Below are 17,004 nucleotides of genomic sequence, written 5' to 3'. Positions count from 1 at the left end.
GCACGTTTATTTTAGTGCATATTTTTAAGTGAGTATACTGGTCTCTCTAAACACGGTTTGGATACAGGTCTCATTTATAGCTGTATACGCATCGCGCACCCATTTCCACAGTAGTGCTCTCTGAGCGTACGATTCAGGCTGCAAACGCTCATTAGCAGTTTTTCAGGTACTCATGCAGGTTTTTGGTCCGTAATTTCGGGTCTTCCAAAAACAGATAGGTTGCAAAGGTTTTGGTAGCCTGATCCAGTTGTGTGCGATAATCTGTTATGGTGTAATTTATATAAATTGTATCTGTTCTTTTGTTAGAATACTATCCAATTTTGCAGGGGCGTCCGTCAGCAGCAGCCTCTGCGGCCGGCGCCGGATTTTATAATCAATACTGATCAGATGGAACTGAACGGAAAGATATTCATTATCGGTTGTGGCGCAATCGGTAAAGCGCTTGCAGTATTTTTGAAAGTTGCAGGAAAAGATGTGACCCTGGTTCGGGGTAGTGTGAACGATGGTTCGGACCGGGTGGAGACCATAGAGGTGTTAATTCACGGAGGCCTTGTTTTGAAATCGGACATAAGGATCAGTACCTTGAACAACTTTCCGGAATTGAATGGTATGGTGGTACTGACAACCAAATCCTATGGCAACAGTCAGTTAGCAGAAGGGCTAAGGGACAAGGTGAAAAATAGTCCGGTTGTTATTCTTCAGAACGGCCTTGGAGTAGAACAGCCGTTTGAAAATCAGGGGTATCCTGAGATTTATCGGGCGGTACTTTTTGCCACGAGCCAGGTGGCATCTGACGATAGCGTCAGTTTCAAGCCTGTTTCTGTTTCTCCCGTTGGCAGGGTAAAAGGCGGTGTTGAGACGCTGAGCAGGGTCGTGGAACATTTAAGTTCTCCCCATTTCGAATTCAGGGCGGAAAACGATATCTTGCCCATCGTATGGAAAAAGGCAATCATCAACTGCGCTTTTAATTCTATTTGCCCGCTGCTGGAAGTTGATAATGGTATATTTCACCGGGACAAGGCAGCGCTTGAAATGGCAGAAAACGTAATTAGGGAATGTTTGCTGGTAGCTAACGCGCGGGGAATTAACCTGGATTTCAACGAAATACGTACTGGCCTTTTACAGATCAGCCGACTTTCGGACGGACAGTTTATCTCCACCCTGCAGGATATCCGGAACAAGAAAAGAACAGAAATAGAAACCCTGAACTTTCAGATTGCCGAGATGGCTGATAGTTTGGGAATGACAGATTTGGTCGGGCAAACAAGGTTACTTGGCATGCTGACCAAATTAAAAGCAGACCTCAATTTTAAGGTAACGGAATAACGATTTTGATACGCTGGTATATGAATCTCATTGTCGATGAATGGTTTAAAAAAGAAAAAAGATCTGTTTTTTGTAGGAATTCAGATCCTGTTGTTTGCGCTATATGTAGTAATCCCGCCGATTTTTCCGTTTAATGGTAACATCATTCTTCAGATAGCGGGACTTGTTCTGGCGTTTACAGGATTTGGTATTTGCTGTACGAGCTTGTATCTCCTGAGAAAAAGCCTGACTCCCTTTCCCACTCCGCTTCAAAAGGGTATTTTAGTAACAAGTGGTATTTACAGGTACATCCGGCATCCTGTTTATAGCGGAATATGGCTCATGGTGGCTGGTTTTGGATTCTATTCGGCCCACGCGGGACGGTTGAGCGTGGCTTGTTTGCTTGGCATGCTGTTTTATTTCAAGTCCAGATACGAAGAAGAAATGCTGAAAGCTGTTTATCCAGGCTATCGAAGCTATATGGCCTATGCAGGCCGTTTTTTTCCAAAGCTCCGAAAAAATCAAAAACATAACTGATCCGGTCCGTTTCATTTTTTCACTTTTAAGAGCCAGGCTTCCGATACCATCGTACCCCAGCCACCGGAATTACGCCATTGCTCCCGGCTGATCCGGGAACCGTGTGCTACGTTTGCATTCCTTTCAAAGCGGATTACGACCTCGCCTGATTTTACTGCTTCTGAGGGGATGTCAAAGGTGAAAAAATCGCTCATCTGCAAAGGCAGTTCTACGTTTTCGGCTATCAGTACATCATTTGCATAAATGGATTCTGATTTTTGGTTCATTCTTTCGGCATATCTTTCCTGGTACCAGGGCCTTACAAGCGTGAACCGGATTTTGTAGGCGGCTGTTGTGTCGAGTTCTGTGTATCTGAGGGTAACGCCCTGATCCTCGTCCTGCGTAAAATGCATGGAGCGCTGGCTGGGCCTGTTAGACTCCGAAAGCATTTGCGCCACGTATGGCTGCCCATGATCATAAGGATAGCCCGATTCGACATGCGGTGCATCATTGGCAGTACCCAGATTATCATAGTATCCGCCCTCCCCGGGATCTTCATAACTGACGATCATATTCAGTAACTGTTTCCTTTCCTCCGCTTTGGCCAGCCGTGCCCTTTCCAGTTGGCGGCGCACCCACCCAAGCCCGATGAAGTCATGTTTTAAATTATAAATTCCATCGTTCCTTTCTCCAAAATTCGCGTTACTTTCATCGCTCAGTTTCGTTGCTTCCAGACGTAGTTTTACCATTTCCTGGCTCTCGGCGTCCATGTTGATAAGGCTTAGCATTTCGTCTATTTTTTTTACTGACAGGCCGGCAACCGCACTTTTACGGATCGTTTCCTCAATTTTCGATTGGGCGGAAAGTTGCTGGCGGACATTCAGTTTTGTGTAAAGATCAAGGGCGCCTTTTTGCATGTACATTCGCCAGAGCCAGTCCTTTTTCATCTGACTGGCCGGTATTTTAAGGCCAGCGCTTTTCACAAGGGTATAGTAGCGGTTTATTCCTTCCTTTTTTGAAATGGGTATCTCCTTCTTTTCTTCCAGGTTTTCTTCCAGTTGAAAAATAGCCTTTCCCATTTCCGGAGCTGCGGCTGGGCCAAACCAGGTCGTACAATAGTCATGCATCACGGCTTCAACCGTTTGTCTTGGAGACCAAAGCAGCCTTTGCCACATCCATTGGTTAAAATGGTCATGATGCCCGCTGGAATGGGTGACATCTCCGGCTCCATAACGCATAAGATCGTTAAAAACGCGATGGTAGTACCTGGGCCAGGCATAAAACGTAAGCCGGTTGTATACCATTGTGAGCGCCTGGTCCGGACGTCTTTCATAAATTTCATGGCTCCATGGTGGTGGCAGATCTCCGTTTTTGTCGGCACGCGGGTACATTTGGATGTAGGCATGTTGTGCATATTTCCAGTGCGTTATTTCGTTAAAATACAATAGTTTATGTTGCGGCGGCATCTGTCGGATGATCTCCAGCGGATACAGGCCGTAAGGCCCGAAACCAGGGTATTGGAAAAGGTCCATTCTGTGATTCTGCCTATGCCCGGGCTGCCAAGAGGTGGCGTCCGAACCGGGACCGTATCCCCAGGCCCAAAGCCAGTTACGGGGCTTTTCACGGAGATAGGCAAAAATGGCATTGTCGTCCTCGTTATTGAACTTCTGATTCGTAAAATAAAGTCTTGTGCCGGGGTGGTACTTATGGATGATCCCGGCCAGTTGCTCGCTCAGGGTAATAAATTTTAGTCCGTAGGGTTTACAAAGGTCGCATTCACAGCCGCCGCCGTCACCGCCTTTAAACTGAATAAAGTCATAGGCAGGCTCTTTGCTGAACCGCTTCTCGCATTTTTTGAGGATATGTTCTCTGGCCTCAGGTACCGACAGGCAGACATACCCCGGTCGGCCGATGGATTCCGTTGCCGCCCAGGCCGGATCGGTTACCTCGGGGGCTTCGTTGGGGTTAAATTCTCCCAGGGTCATCAATCCAAACGACTTGATGAAATCGAACATCTTGCCAGGAGGCGTACTGAAAATATTGGCGCCGGCAAGGGCATAGTCAAGAATGACGCGCTGCGTTTCTTCGTCGGTCCAGGGGCGGACCTTTGCCAGATTTTTCGCGATATGGCTTTGCCCGAACTGGGTGCCCCGGATCTCAAAAGCAGGTGCAGACCTAACGTTCAGATCATCCGGGATTTGCAGGGAATTATCTTTAAAAACCGCTTTCCGGAGAATTTCCCCGACGGCATAGAGGCATCCTCTGTCGTCCTTGCCAATGGCCAGTAAAATTGCTCTGGTACCTTCTGAAACAGACTTGACCAGAAACCCTTCCTGCCCCGGATCCAGGGTCGTAAGCTCCGGAATTCTTTTTATTTTCATCAGGTTCCGGATCCCGTTATGGTGAGCTGCCATACCCAGGTATATCAACAGTGCGGAGGGAGTATCCTGAGATAAAGCTGTTTCCGTCGACAGGCTAACGTGAGCATAACCGGTTTCCGTCAGCCGTGCTGCCAGTAAAGCAGCTATCTTTTTCTCAACCGGAGAGGCCATTGCGCCCATGACTACTTGAATATTTTTATACTCTCTGGCCAAAATATTTTGGAATGCGCAGAGAAATAGAAAGGCAATTAAAAAGATCCTCTTGGATATGGGCTGATACCGCTGCATTTGTTAAAGCTGATTGTATAGATACAATCATTTATACGGCAAATTGCCGCGAAAGGCTATCACCGTTACTTTGTCCTCTTTTGTTGACAACATGCACAGCCTGCGGTTGCCTGTTACCTTATTCCGTTCTATTCACTTCTTAGGATTTTGACCAGGCTGCAAAAATCTTACGGAAAAAACTAAAAAAGTTCTGATGAAACTTGTGAAACTAATTGGTTGCAAATATATTTGCAACCAATTAGTTTCATTAATGGTAAGTATTAGAATGAGAAGAGATGTTTTTCAGGCCATAGCCGACCCTACCCGGAGAGCCATCATAGCACTTATTGCCCTGCAGGCCATGACGCCCAACGCGCTGGCCGAACATTTTGATACGACCCGACAGGCGGTTTCAAAGCATTTAAAAATTTTGTCGGAGTGTGAACTGCTCAGGCAGGAGCAGAAAGGGAGGGAAATTTATTACCAGCTCCGGATTGAAAAAATGAAAGACATTGATAAATGGCTGGAACAGTTCAGGAAGATCTGGGAAAGCCGGTTCAGCCAGCTTGATGAATTATTATTAACAATCAAAACAAACAGCAATGAAAAATAATCTTCAGTTCGATTTTATCGCAGACAAAGAAAAGCACACGTTGACCATCAAAAGGGAGTTTCTGGCGGGTCGTCAGTTGGTTTGGGATGCATATACCAAAAGTGAACTGCTGGATAAGTGGTTTGCTCCGAAACCTATGACTACCAAAACGAAGTCGATGGATTTTAGCGAAGGAGGACACTGGATTTACGCCATGGTCGAGCCCAGCGGAACAGAATACTGGGGACGGATGGATTACGAGAAAATCACGCCTATTGAATATTATATGGGATGGGACGGTTTTTGCGATGAAAATGGCACCCTTAATCCTGCGTTGCCCAGGGCCCGGTGGGATGTATCTTTTCTGGAAAAGGGCGAAAACGCCATGGTCGAGTCGGTGATAACCTATAACTCGGCTGCGGACCTGGAAACCGTATTGCAAATGGGAATGGAAGAGGGGCTGATCTCAACCATGGAAAGGCTTGATGAATTATTGGTGACGCTGAACGGGTAACAAATTGTTATATTGGCAAAATTCATAAACCATAATCTTACGGGGAAAGTAAAATGGCCCCGGGAGGATACATGTAGGTCCGGAAATCTGTTTTTTTAAACTGGTTTTCCGGACTTTTTTAATAAGCTGCGAGGTGTGTGTAGCGCAGCAGGGATACGAATGGTACTTTTCGATGAATTTTCTTTGTCTGTGCAAGAATATTTCACGACGTTTTGAAAGCAGAACGATAAGATTGTTAAAACTCACAGCGTTGAAGGACCTCCCGTTTGAATTTTAAACAACAATATCTAAATTAGCCATTCCAACCCATTAATCCTGATTCGAATTGAGATCCCTGGATAACGAAGCAGAACTGCTGTTTGAGATTTCATTAGGCAATGAAAGTGCCTTTAGGGTTGTTTACGATTATTATTCCGCGGGGATTTTTCGTGTTTCGAAGCGATATCTTCAGTCGGCCGAGCTGGCGGAAGATGTGGTACAGGAAACATTCCTGACCATTTGGCTGAAACGATCTGAAATAGTCAGAATACAGTCCTTCCGGGCATATCTTTTCTCCATTACAAAAAATATCTGCCTTAAATACCTGAGAGATCTTGCAGAGAAATCGCATACCCATCGGGAATTTTCAGAAAGAGCGGAGCTATGGGGAAATGACACGGTCGACGAATACCAGTTACTGCTCCATCAGGCGGTGCAAAAGCTGCCTCCTCAGCAAAAGCAAATATTTGAGCTGGGTAAAGTTAAAGGACTGGGGCATATAGATATTGCAAGGATTCTGAATATTTCTCCCTACACCGTAAGCAATCACATGACTGCGGCCCTTAAGTCCATCCGTAAACATCTGCAGCATCATATTGCTGGGCTGATCTCCGTCATTGCCTCTTTTCTCTGAAAATTTCGGGAATATTAAAAAAAAGTTTGTGCCGACTAGTTGTTCGGGTGCCTTTTTGACTCTTGAGTATAAAATCATGATAAAAGTGCTGGAGACTTGCTTAAAATATTGATTTTTTAAAAATGGTCAGAATAATATTCTTTCATGGACAAATTTTCTTATCTGTTACAACGCTATATTGACCAGGTTGCTACACCTCAGGAGTTGGAAGAGTTTTTCAATCTCGTGCAATCAAAACAATATGATCATTTACTGGACCATGAACTCTCTGAAGCGTTGCAGGCTGAATTGCAGATACCATCCGAAATGGATGAGAAACTGATGATGGATAAAATTTATTCTGGAAAAATCAGGGAAAAAATTCAACCCAGGCTGTTTAGCAATACAGATGCCAGGAAAAGGCCGGTGTGGAGGATAATTGCCGCTGCCGCAGCGGTGTCTGGCATACTTTTCTACGGCTGGCTGTTTTTCAGAAAATCCGGTGCGAGTGAAGGAGTTGTTGCAGATTCTCAGGGTTTCAGCAATTCTCCGCAGACTAAATCTATGGCTAAATATTCGGATACTCAGCTTGTGAAGTTGCCAGACGGAAGTACTGTTTTGCTTAACCAGGGAAGCGAATTGTCCTATAGCCCAGCCGATTTCGGAGCAGAAAACAGAGAAGTGTGGCTTAACGGGGAGGGGTTTTTTGATGTAAAACACGATGCTGCAAAGCCATTTCGTGTAAAAACCGGGAAGTTCCTGACCACCGTACTGGGAACTGCTTTTAACATTCGTTCTTTTTCCAATGAATCTGAAATTAAGGTAACCGTCACCAGAGGAAAAGTGAAGGTGGGTGATGATCACAAAACCTATGAAATGTTGGCACCTGATGAACAACTCGTTGTGAATACCAACACCAGTGATTTTGTGAAAACGAGTATTAAGGCTGAAACCGTAACCGAATGGAAGGATAAGTTTCTGGTCATGGACAATGTTACTATGCATGAGGCCATTCAAATGATGTCTCAAAAATTCGGAGTGAAGTTCACTTTACAGAACAAGGCCCTGACTGACTGCCACATTACCGCAACATTCTTTAATAATGAAGAACTGGATCATGTACTGCAGGTCATCAGTGCTGTGAACCAGCTCAGCTATTCGGTCGAGCCCGGGGGCGATATTATCCTAACGGGCGGGGAACAATGCAAATAATTTATGTACAAGATAAACCTTTAAATATGGAAAAGTATATACATGATCGTTAGGGTTTTCCCTGGCTTGTTTAAGGAAGTTTTATGAATATGTCAAAACCATCCGGATGGAGCCCGGATGGTTCGATAGGTGTTTTTTAAATTATGGTCTAACCCAAAAAACTTTACAAGTTATGAATTTATTCATTACGGAACCTAAGGGTCCCGGAAGAAGGAGTATGTTCCTTCTTTTCCATCAACCTACTTTGCAATTTGTGATGAGGGTAAGTTTTTTTTACATCTTTTGTGCGCTTTACAGCGCTCAGGCATTATGGGCTGGTACAGCTCACAGTCAGAAGCTGGAGGAAGTCCGGGTTACAGTGGAACTCCGGAACGAGAAGCTAAAATCGCTTTTCAGTAAAATTGAAAAGCAGTCGAGCCTGCGGTTTGCGTACAATGAGCGGGAGGTTAGTATGTTTCATGTCAGCCTGCCAAAGGCTTCTTATTCGGTTAAAGAATTGCTGGATCTGGGACTGCGGGAAACCTCACTGACCTACCGGCAACTGGATAAAAGCGTCATTATCTATCCGGTTAAAGAAACGAAAAGGTCTTCCGTCCCTTCGGAAAAGACTGGCCAGGTTCAGGAAAAAGAGGCCCTGCCGGTACTTACCGGCAGGGTGATTGACGAAAAAGGAGAGGGGTTGCCCGGCGTAAGTATTCTGATCAAGGGAACGCACCAGGGAACTACGACGGATAATCAGGGAGCGTTTTCTCTTGAGGTGGCCGACCCGGCAGCCGTACTTGTGTTTTCATTTGTAGGGTACGTGAGCCAGGAGGTACCCGTCGGTACCCGTTCTGTGCTGGAAATTGTACTGAAGGCGGATACTAAAGCACTCGATGAGTTGGTGGTGGTAGGTTATGGAACGCAAAAGAAGACATCCGTAACAGCTGCGGTTTCTACCTTAAAGGGGGATGAAATTGCTTCAACACCCATTGCGAACCTGAGCAACGGGCTGGGTGGCAGGGTGCCGGGGGTGATCTTCCGGCAGGGTTCGGGAGAACCGGGCAGGGATGCTTCCAGCATTTATATCAGAGGGATAGCAACCACAGGGAACAACCAACCCCTGCTTGTAGTTGACAACATTCCAAGGTCATTTCAGGATCTGGATCCTAATTCCATTGAAAGTATTACAGTGCTGAAAGATGCCGCGGCCGTGTCTCCCTACGGTGTGGCAGGAGCTAACGGGGTAATTTTGGTTACCACTAAAAGAGGGAAAACCGGAGCCCCAACTATGTCATACAACGGATATATCGGTTTTCAGAACCCAACCGTTTTGACCAAATATCCAAATTCCTTTGAATATGCTTCCCTGGTTAACGCGGCTTCAAAAAACGAAGGCCTTCCTGCGAAATACTCCGAAGCTGAACTTCAGAAATATAAGGATGGCTCCGACCCGGACAATTATCCCAACAACAGTCCCTGGGACCTGGTCAATAAAAATGCGCCGCTTACCAGCCACAACATAGAGGTGTCTGGTGGTACCGACAAAGTTACCTATTACGGCAGCCTGGGATATCAGTATGAAGGCGGGCTTTTTGGTGCAACCTTCCAGCATCGTTTCAACCTTAACTTTAACCTGGATGCGCAGGTTACCAAAACGACAAAAGTATCACTCGGCCTCAAAGGAAGAGAGCAAAATAACCATTACCCCTCGGCTACTACAGACAGGATGTTCATTACCATTACAAACGCCCAGCCATCCTGGACGCAGGTTTATTCCAACGGATTGGATGGGAACCTGCTGGCGGGGCTGATCCACAGTGACGGTTACCGCAAAACAAACACCTCGCAGATATACTCGCAGTTATCTGTGGACCAGGATATTTCTTTCGTTCCAGGGCTGAAATTAAAGGGTGCCGTTGCCTTTGACCCAACCCATACGTTCAACAAAAACTGGCTGAAACCGATACCGGTGTGGTCACTGAACAGCACTACCAAGCAATACACCGTTTCGTATGCCGAAAGATCAGCGGCGGAGTTAACGGAAAGTTACAGCCGTGCCTCACAGCTGACATTTCAGGGCAGTATCAATTACAACCGCTCGTTTAAAAAACATGGCATAGGGCTGCTGGCGCTTTTTGAGTCCAAAGGAAACGACCTGCTTTCTTTTGGTGCAACCCGTAAAAACTTCGGGTTGGGTATTGATGAACTCGATCTGGGTAGTTCAAACCAGGCCGATATTTCCAATACCGGCAGTTCCAGCAAGGCCCGTCAGGTTGGCCTTGTTTATCGTGCGCAGTACGATTATGACGGCAAGTACCTCTTCGAAGCCAGTGGCCGGTATGATGGCAGTTATTATTTTGCCCCAGGTAAAAAGTTCGGGTTTTTTCCTGCGTTTTCTGTGGGCTGGCGATTATCCGAGGAAAATTTCATCAGGGAAAATTTCAACTGGATCAATAACCTGAAAGTAAGAGCGTCTTACGGAGAAGTTGGTGCTTTGGCGGGAAGCGCGTTTCAATATCTGAGCACCTACGGTGTTTACGGACCTGCGTATGTGTTAGGCAACAAGGCAGTTCAGGGCACCAGGGAACGTACGGAACCCAATCCGAATATCACCTGGGAACGGGCAAAGAAAACCGATATTGGTATTGAAGCAACACTATGGAAGGGTAAAATGACCGTTGAAGCGGATTACTTTTTTGAAAAAAGATCCAATATGCTTACCAATCCTGACGTAACCGTGCCTGCTGAATACGGGATAGGGCTGAGCCAGGTCAATGCGGGTGTAATGAAAAATAACGGAATTGACCTGTCCGTCAGCACCACACATAGTCTGACAAAGGACCTGCAGGTATCCCTGACGGGTAATTTTACTTATGCAAAGAACTCTCTTCTCAGGGTATTTGAAACCGCTTCAACCTATAACAATGAGAATAGAAGAAGAACCAACAGGCCGTTGGGGACCCAGTTCGGATACAAATCACTCGGCTTTTTCCAGGTGGATGATTTTACCTCAACAGGTGCTCTTAAGGAAGGTATAGCCGTACAGCCCTGGGGTAAAGTTCAGCCAGGGGATATCCGATATGCTGATATGAACAACGATGGTAAAATCACTACCGATGATGAAACGGTGATCGGGCATTCGGATGTTCCGCAGATTATTTATGGTGTGATGCCTTCTGTGAAGTTCAAAGGGATAACCCTCGATCTGCTTTTTCAAGGTGCTGCCAAAACCAATTTTTATACCAGCCTATACGCTGCCTGGGCTTTTTATGGCGGAACAGTCCCTGTGAAGGAAAACCTGGATTACTGGACGCCTGAAAATACCAATGCGAAAAACCCCCGGATCACCAGCGCCCCGACTACCAACAATACGCAAACTTCCTCTTTCTGGATGAATAATTCCAGCTACCTGAGGTTGAAAAGTGCCATGTTGTCTTATTCGCTGCCCGCTGTGATCCTTGAAAAGGTGAAGTTTCAGAATGTCCGGGTTTTTGTTTCAGGGCAGAACATCCTCACCTGGACAAAGATTGTTAACTATGATCCCGAAAATATTGTGAGCTCGGGACTTAACTATCCTCAGCAAAGAGTTATTTCATTGGGTTTGAACATTACATTCTAATTTATACAGATAAAAATATCAATAGTTATGGGAGCAATAACCAACCATTTGTATACAAAAATTGTAACAGTGCTTTGTATCATACTGCTCACAGCGTGTGACAATTATCTGGATGTCACACCAACGGACCAGGTTTCTGATAACAATGCATGGGAGTCGACAGGCAACGCGGACATGTTTCTCAATGATATCTACGGAAGTCTGCTGGGACCATTTACGACGAACGATCCGGACGAAAGTCTTTCGGATAACACCATGCGGGGCTCGTCTTCCGGGTATACTTTTACAACCTATGCCAAGTCCAGTTATACCCCGGGCTCGGTAAGGGACGAGTGGACCACCAACTACGCTAAAATCAGAAAATGTAATTTGTTTATCGAGAAGGTTGTTGCATCATCGCTTCCTGAAGCCTGGAAGAAGCAAAGGATTGGTGAAGCGCGTTTTTTACGTGCCTACTTTTATCAGGTGCTCTGGGTCCGGTATGGTGGGGTACCTCTTATATCCGATGTATTGAACCGTGCCGAGCAGGGCGATGAGATTTTCAGGGAACGGAGTACTTCCCAGGAAACCTTTAAGTACATTACCGATGAATGCGCGGCCATTGTCAGTGATCTGCCAGCGAGCCCGGAAGCGGGAAGGGTAGGCAAGGGTGCTGCACTGACGCTGAAAGGCTGGTGTGAACTTTTTCAGGCAAGCCCACTGAATAACCCGCAGAACGATAAGGCATTGTGGGCTGCTGCTGCGGCAACCAATAAACAGGTGATGGACCTCAATGTTTATAGTCTTTTCCCTAACCTGGAAACATTGTTTTACGAGGAAAACAATAACAATGCCGAAGTTATTTTCGATAAGGCTTACCTGGGAGGTACTGCGCTGGGCAGCAGCAAGGAGGGCCTCCATGGTGCCTGGTTTGTGGGGGGGACACAGCGGGCATGGAGCGCACCCAACCCGACACAGGAAATTGTTGACTCCTATTATATGGCGAACGGTCTCCCCATCACAGATCCGGCCTCCGGATATGATCCCCAAAATCCGTATCGGAACCGTGAGAAAAGATTTTATGAATCTATTATCTATGACGGATGTACCTGGCTGGGATACGAAATGGAAATGTGGATCGGGTCCAACTCAAAAAATACCCTGGATTTGTCCAGTGCCAACGAAGCCACCAATACTGGATACTACCTGCGAAAAGGATTGAACCCCAGGTTTGAGTTCCCGATCGGGGATCAGAAGCTTAGCAGTGCTCATTTTGTTATTTTCCGTTATGCCGAAGTCCTTTTGAGTTATGCCGAAGCCGCCAACGAAGCAACAGGTCCGGATAAGTCGGTCTATGAGGCGGTTAATAAAGTGAGGGCGAGGTCGGGGTTGCCTGCTCTTAAAGAGGGACTCACGCAGGCTGAGATGCGGGTATGGATTCAGCAGGAAAGAAGGGTTGAGCTGGCGTTTGAGGAAAAGCGATGGCCGGATTTGTTAAGGCTCAAAATGGCGGAAAAAACATTAAACGGATCTTTTCATGCCATGCGGATTGTAAAAGAAGGCGGTAAAAAGGTGTATTCAGTTATTGAAGCACCCAACGGCGGGCGGTTGTTTTCTGCCAGCAAGAATTATTTTCTGCCCATTCCGCAAGTGGTGATAGATAAGAACGCCAAACTGAAACAGAATCCTAATTATTGATCATCAGTAAGTTATGTTTAGGTTAATGCAGCTGCGGAGGTGGTTGCATTAACCTGTGTTTTTTAGCTATATCTTTTGCCTTTTGATATTTTAAGTTTAAACATAACCATCCGGATGTTTCAGTTAACTAACCGAGTATCATGCGTAAAACCTTGTTGAACTCCAGGGCCTCCTCTTTCGGCTGGCCAGGTACTATATTCACAACCACATTTTTGTTTGTTTTAACGCTGCTGGCGCCGACAGGCTGGGTGAAAGCGAAGTCAAACCACTTTTCTCATACTATGGATACCCTCAGGTTATCCGTATTTGATGTGGATGTAACCCCGCCGGTAGGCAGCCCGCTTGCCTATGACATTGAAATCAATAAATGGGATCTGGGGCTTCGGGCCAGAGGGATCGTCTTACTCGGTGCCGGACAACCTGTTGTACTCTGTGCGGTGGACTGGCTGGAAATTGGAAACGAGGGGATGGATCAGTTTAAAAATGCTTTGGCAGTAGCTGCCGGTACCATTCCGCAACGCGTGGCCGTCCATGTTTTACACCAGCATGATGCTCCGCGTTACGATGCTGGTGCGGAGCTGATCCTCATTGAAGCCGGCATAGATCCCGCAGAAATTCGTCCTACCAACTTCGACGGAGTATTTCCCAGAGAGGCCCTCAGGAATCTGACAGCGGCAGTAAAAGCCTCTCTTGTAAAATCAGAGCCTGTCACTCATATCGGATTGGGTAAGGCACAGGTGTACAAGGTGGCCTCCAACCGGAATATTTATGGTAAGGATGGCAAGGTGAGGGTCACAAGAATGTCTACGACCAGGGATTCGGTGCTCCGGGCCGAACCCGAGGGACTGATAGATCCCGAGTTGTCCATGGTCAGTTTTTGGAATAACGAAAAGCCCGTGGCCGTACTGAGTTACTACGCCACCCATCCCCAGAGTTATTATCGTACCGGAGTAGTGAATCCCGATTTTCCCGGTGTTGCCCGTTTTTACCGTCAGCTGGCGGAGCCGGATCCCCTCCATGTTCACTTTAACGGCGCAGGTGGTAACATTGCAGCAGGGAAGTACAATGATGGATCCAGGAGAAATCGTTTGATACTTGCTGAACGTCTTGCGGATGGTATGAAGCGCGCCTGGGAATCCACGAAAAGGCAACCGCTGACGGCCGGAGATATCGGCTGGACGGTAGAGCCAGTTGCGTTGCCACCGGCTAAGCATTTGTATAAAATGCAGGAAGACCTGAAAAAGGACCGTGCGCTTTTATTGGAAAACAGGGGTAATGCACGAACAATGGCCTGGCTTAGGAGAAGTCAAAGTGGTAAAAAAATTGAAATAGGCTGTCTTAAACTTAAAAATGCAAGGATACTTTATATGCCGGGCGAGCTTTTTGTGGAGTATCAGCTGGCGGCAAAAGCGCACCGCCCCGACCTTTTCGTTGCGATGGCTGCCTATGGTGACCTGGGGCCCGGCTATATAGGTACTGCTATGGCTTATGAGAAAGGAGGTTACGAAGTGAGTGAGCTTGCTTCGAACGTCGCCCCCGAAGTTGAACCGGTCCTGCTGAAAGCCATCCATGTATTGCTGGAAAAATGATTAATTCCATGATATGAATTCAAATGATTTTTTGACTGTGAAGATGTGGTTATATTCGGGCATGAAAAGACTTTATCCTAAAACAGGAAGATAAAAATGTCCGGGATCGGGTTAAAAAAATATGACAGGAGAGATTTTCTGAAGAAATCCGGAGCGGCTGCTATGATGGTTTGTCTGGGAAATCAGCCTTCGGAGCTATCTTCGCAAAAACATCGTATGCTGAAAATTACTTCCATTAATTCGAATTTTGAAAGAGAGCCTCTGGTACGTCCTTTTGGTTTTAAAGGGGGATATCTTACAGAGCTCTGGCAATCAATTTCCAAGTTGTCAACCGGGCAGTACAGTGGGATAGGGCTCGGTACGCAAAGTGTGCTTTACGGTGATTCCGATCTGTTTGCCCAATACCCCGAGGCCGCCGGAAATGCCCTCATGTATTCCGTAACCCAACGGGCACTGCAGATGGTCAAAGATATCCCTTTTGATAACCCCGTCAGATTGACCGAACAACTCATTCCTGCGTTGATTCCGGTTGCCCGCCAGCTGACCGATAACCCGGGCGTCAGTATTAATTTTATTCTGAATTCCCTCATCAGCGTGGACAACGCTGCATGGATGGTATATGCCAGGGAAAACGGATTTAATACCTATGATGCCATGATACCGGAGAAATTCAAGCCCGCACTGGCCCATAAAAACCCAAAGGTTGCCGTGATGTTCCAGGTTTCCTATGGGATGCCCGTCAGTGATATTGTCCGGGCTGTTGAGCAGGGATATTTTGTTATAAAAATTAAAACAGGGCAGCCAGGCAGCCAGTCCGAAATGCTTGAAAAAGACAAGGTGCGGCTGGCTCAGATTCATGAGGCATTAAAAAACAAAACCAGCGGACATACCCCGGACAGCAGGATTCTGTATACCCTGGATTCCAACGGTAGGTATGAGAAAAGAGAAACCCTGGAAAAACTGATTGACCATGCCCATAAAATTGGCGCTTTTTCACATATTCTTTTCATTGAGGAACCACTGCCGGATACCAACGATGAAGAAGTGGGTGGCCTGGGCATACGCATTGCAGCAGATGAAAGGGCAAATGATGAAGCAAGTACTTTGAAATGTATTGAACTCGGCTACCGTGGCATTATTCTGAAGGGGGTGGCCAAAACGTTAAGCCTTTCCCTGAAAATTGCGTCCATCGCCCACGAACATCAGATTCCATGTGCCTGTTCGGATCTCACGGTTAATCCCATCCTGGTGGACTGGCAAAAAAACCTGGCAGCACGACTGACCCCCTTTCCGGGGTTATCCATGGGGCTTTTGGAAACCAATGGAGATATGAACTATAAGAATTGGGACCAGATGCGCCAATACCTGCCTAAGCCGGATGCCGCATGGGCAAATGTAAAAAGAGGGGTGTTCGAGCTCGGTCCAGATTTTTATGAAACCAGCGGCGGGATTTTTGATTCGCCGGTCCATTATGAAAAAATGTTTAAATGAGAGAAAAGGAAAAGCCGGCAGGTACTAAGAATGAATGATGCAGGGCCAGGTGTAAAAACCGCGGAGATCCGATTACCAATGGTAGGTACACTTTAATTTAAAAGCAATGACGAGATTCCTTTCGCTTATTATCTTACTCTTCTTAACACTGGCATCCGCTCCTCGTAAAATTACATGGGTAGCCATCGGGGACTCCATTACTTACCTGAATGATCATCAGAATGAAACCGGTAACCGGATTACGAAAGGGTACATGACGCTGATTACCGAAAAGTATCCGCGGGTGCAGTATATCAACCAGGGCCATAACGGCTGGACTTCCGTCAATATCGCTGATAAAATCGAATCAATTGGGCTGGTGAAGGCAGATGTATATACAGTGTTCCTGGGCACTAACGACTGGTGGCAGGGAAAAGCGCTGGGTACACTCTCTGATTATGAACAAAATACGGGTACAGGCACAGTTTATGGTGCATTCAGGGTGATTATCAGTAAATTAAAACAACTGAATAAAAAGGCAAGGATCATACTGATCACTCCGATGCAGCGCGGAGATTTTGTCTATATCAACGACGCCCGCAATAATGCATTTGGGTCATACCAACCTAAGAAAGAACAAAGTCTGGAACAGTTTGCCAACGCGGTGGTGGCCATAGGAAATCATGAAGGAATACCAGTGGCTGACCTTTATCATGACAGTGGGATAACCCTGGAAAATATGGTTAACTTTAAGAGACTGAAAGACCCGGTTAGCGGTGAGTATAAAAACTATTCCTATCCGGAGTACACCCATATTCCTTTTGAGCCGGGTAAGGATGCGTATCCCTATCCGCCCGATGCCGTTAATATGACGTACGACGGACTGCATCCGTCAGACAAAGGTTATGAGGTAATTGCAGCAATGCTGGAGAAAAAATGGAAGAAATTGAAGTAACATTGATTTGCCATGCAATCCTTTTAGGATGGGGTAACGCATGTTAGCCCTATA

The 17,004-nt window shown here is 46.3% G+C and carries 12 protein-coding genes; 11 read left to right on the top strand and 1 reads right to left on the bottom strand.

The genetic code is table 11. The features are described from left to right. The first annotated feature begins 387 nt into the window (after positions 1-387). On the top strand, positions 388-1,326 hold the full coding sequence (locus tag KOE27_RS12145) for a ketopantoate reductase family protein (protein ID WP_215239150.1): 939 nt from the start codon (positions 388-390) through the stop codon (positions 1,324-1,326). A gap of 36 nt (positions 1,327-1,362) precedes the next feature. Then, positions 1,363-1,842 (top strand): methyltransferase family protein, encoded by a 480-nt coding sequence (locus KOE27_RS12140; RefSeq protein ID WP_215239149.1) that lies wholly within the window; start codon positions 1,363-1,365, stop codon positions 1,840-1,842. 11 nt (positions 1,843-1,853) lie between these two features. Here KOE27_RS12140 and KOE27_RS12135 read toward each other — a convergent pair whose 3' ends face one another. Further along, positions 1,854-4,382: a DUF4838 domain-containing protein gene (locus tag KOE27_RS12135; RefSeq protein ID WP_215239148.1), complete on the bottom strand. Its 2,529-nt coding sequence runs from the start codon at positions 4,380-4,382 to the stop codon at positions 1,854-1,856. Positions 4,383-4,755: 373 nt separating this feature from the next. Between KOE27_RS12135 and KOE27_RS12130 the strand changes: the two genes are divergently transcribed. From KOE27_RS12130 to KOE27_RS12090, 9 genes are all read left to right on the top strand, one after another. Next, the gene (locus KOE27_RS12130) at positions 4,756-5,082 is read left to right on the top strand and encodes an ArsR/SmtB family transcription factor (RefSeq protein ID WP_215239147.1); all 327 of its coding nucleotides are present in this window, start codon (positions 4,756-4,758) and stop codon (positions 5,080-5,082) included. Beyond that, a complete protein-coding gene (locus tag KOE27_RS12125; RefSeq protein WP_215239146.1) occupies positions 5,072-5,575 on the top strand; it encodes an SRPBCC family protein in 504 nt (167 codons plus the stop codon). The genes KOE27_RS12130 and KOE27_RS12125 overlap by 11 nt, the downstream gene beginning before the upstream one ends. A 325-nt stretch (positions 5,576-5,900) precedes the next feature. Beyond that, a complete protein-coding gene (locus KOE27_RS12120; protein WP_215239145.1) occupies positions 5,901-6,467 on the top strand; it encodes an RNA polymerase sigma factor in 567 nt (188 codons plus the stop codon). A 144-nt stretch (positions 6,468-6,611) separates the two neighbouring features. After that, positions 6,612-7,658, top strand: a complete 1,047-nt coding sequence (locus tag KOE27_RS12115) for a FecR family protein (protein WP_215239144.1) — start codon at positions 6,612-6,614, stop codon at positions 7,656-7,658. A 172-nt stretch (positions 7,659-7,830) separates the two neighbouring features. After that, entirely contained in the window at positions 7,831-11,259 is a 3,429-nt protein-coding gene (locus KOE27_RS12110; protein WP_215239143.1) for a SusC/RagA family TonB-linked outer membrane protein, read from the top strand. Between the two features lie 27 nt (positions 11,260-11,286). Continuing rightward, the gene (locus KOE27_RS12105) at positions 11,287-12,936 is read left to right on the top strand and encodes a RagB/SusD family nutrient uptake outer membrane protein (protein ID WP_215239142.1); all 1,650 of its coding nucleotides are present in this window, start codon (positions 11,287-11,289) and stop codon (positions 12,934-12,936) included. A 140-nt stretch (positions 12,937-13,076) separates the two neighbouring features. Further along, positions 13,077-14,525 (top strand): hypothetical protein, encoded by a 1,449-nt coding sequence (locus KOE27_RS12100; RefSeq protein ID WP_215239141.1) that lies wholly within the window; start codon positions 13,077-13,079, stop codon positions 14,523-14,525. Positions 14,526-14,621: 96 nt separating this feature from the next. Continuing rightward, the gene (locus tag KOE27_RS12095) at positions 14,622-16,016 is read left to right on the top strand and encodes an enolase C-terminal domain-like protein (protein ID WP_215239140.1); all 1,395 of its coding nucleotides are present in this window, start codon (positions 14,622-14,624) and stop codon (positions 16,014-16,016) included. 106 nt (positions 16,017-16,122) lie between these two features. Next, positions 16,123-16,950, top strand: a complete 828-nt coding sequence (locus KOE27_RS12090; RefSeq protein ID WP_215239139.1) for an SGNH/GDSL hydrolase family protein — start codon at positions 16,123-16,125, stop codon at positions 16,948-16,950. Positions 16,951-17,004: the final 54 nt, after the last annotated feature.

The organism is Dyadobacter sp. CECT 9275 (assembly GCF_907164905.1).
Lineage (GTDB): Bacteria > Bacteroidota > Bacteroidia > Cytophagales > Spirosomataceae > Dyadobacter > Dyadobacter helix.
This window is presented reverse-complemented; position numbering and strand designations above follow the sequence as displayed.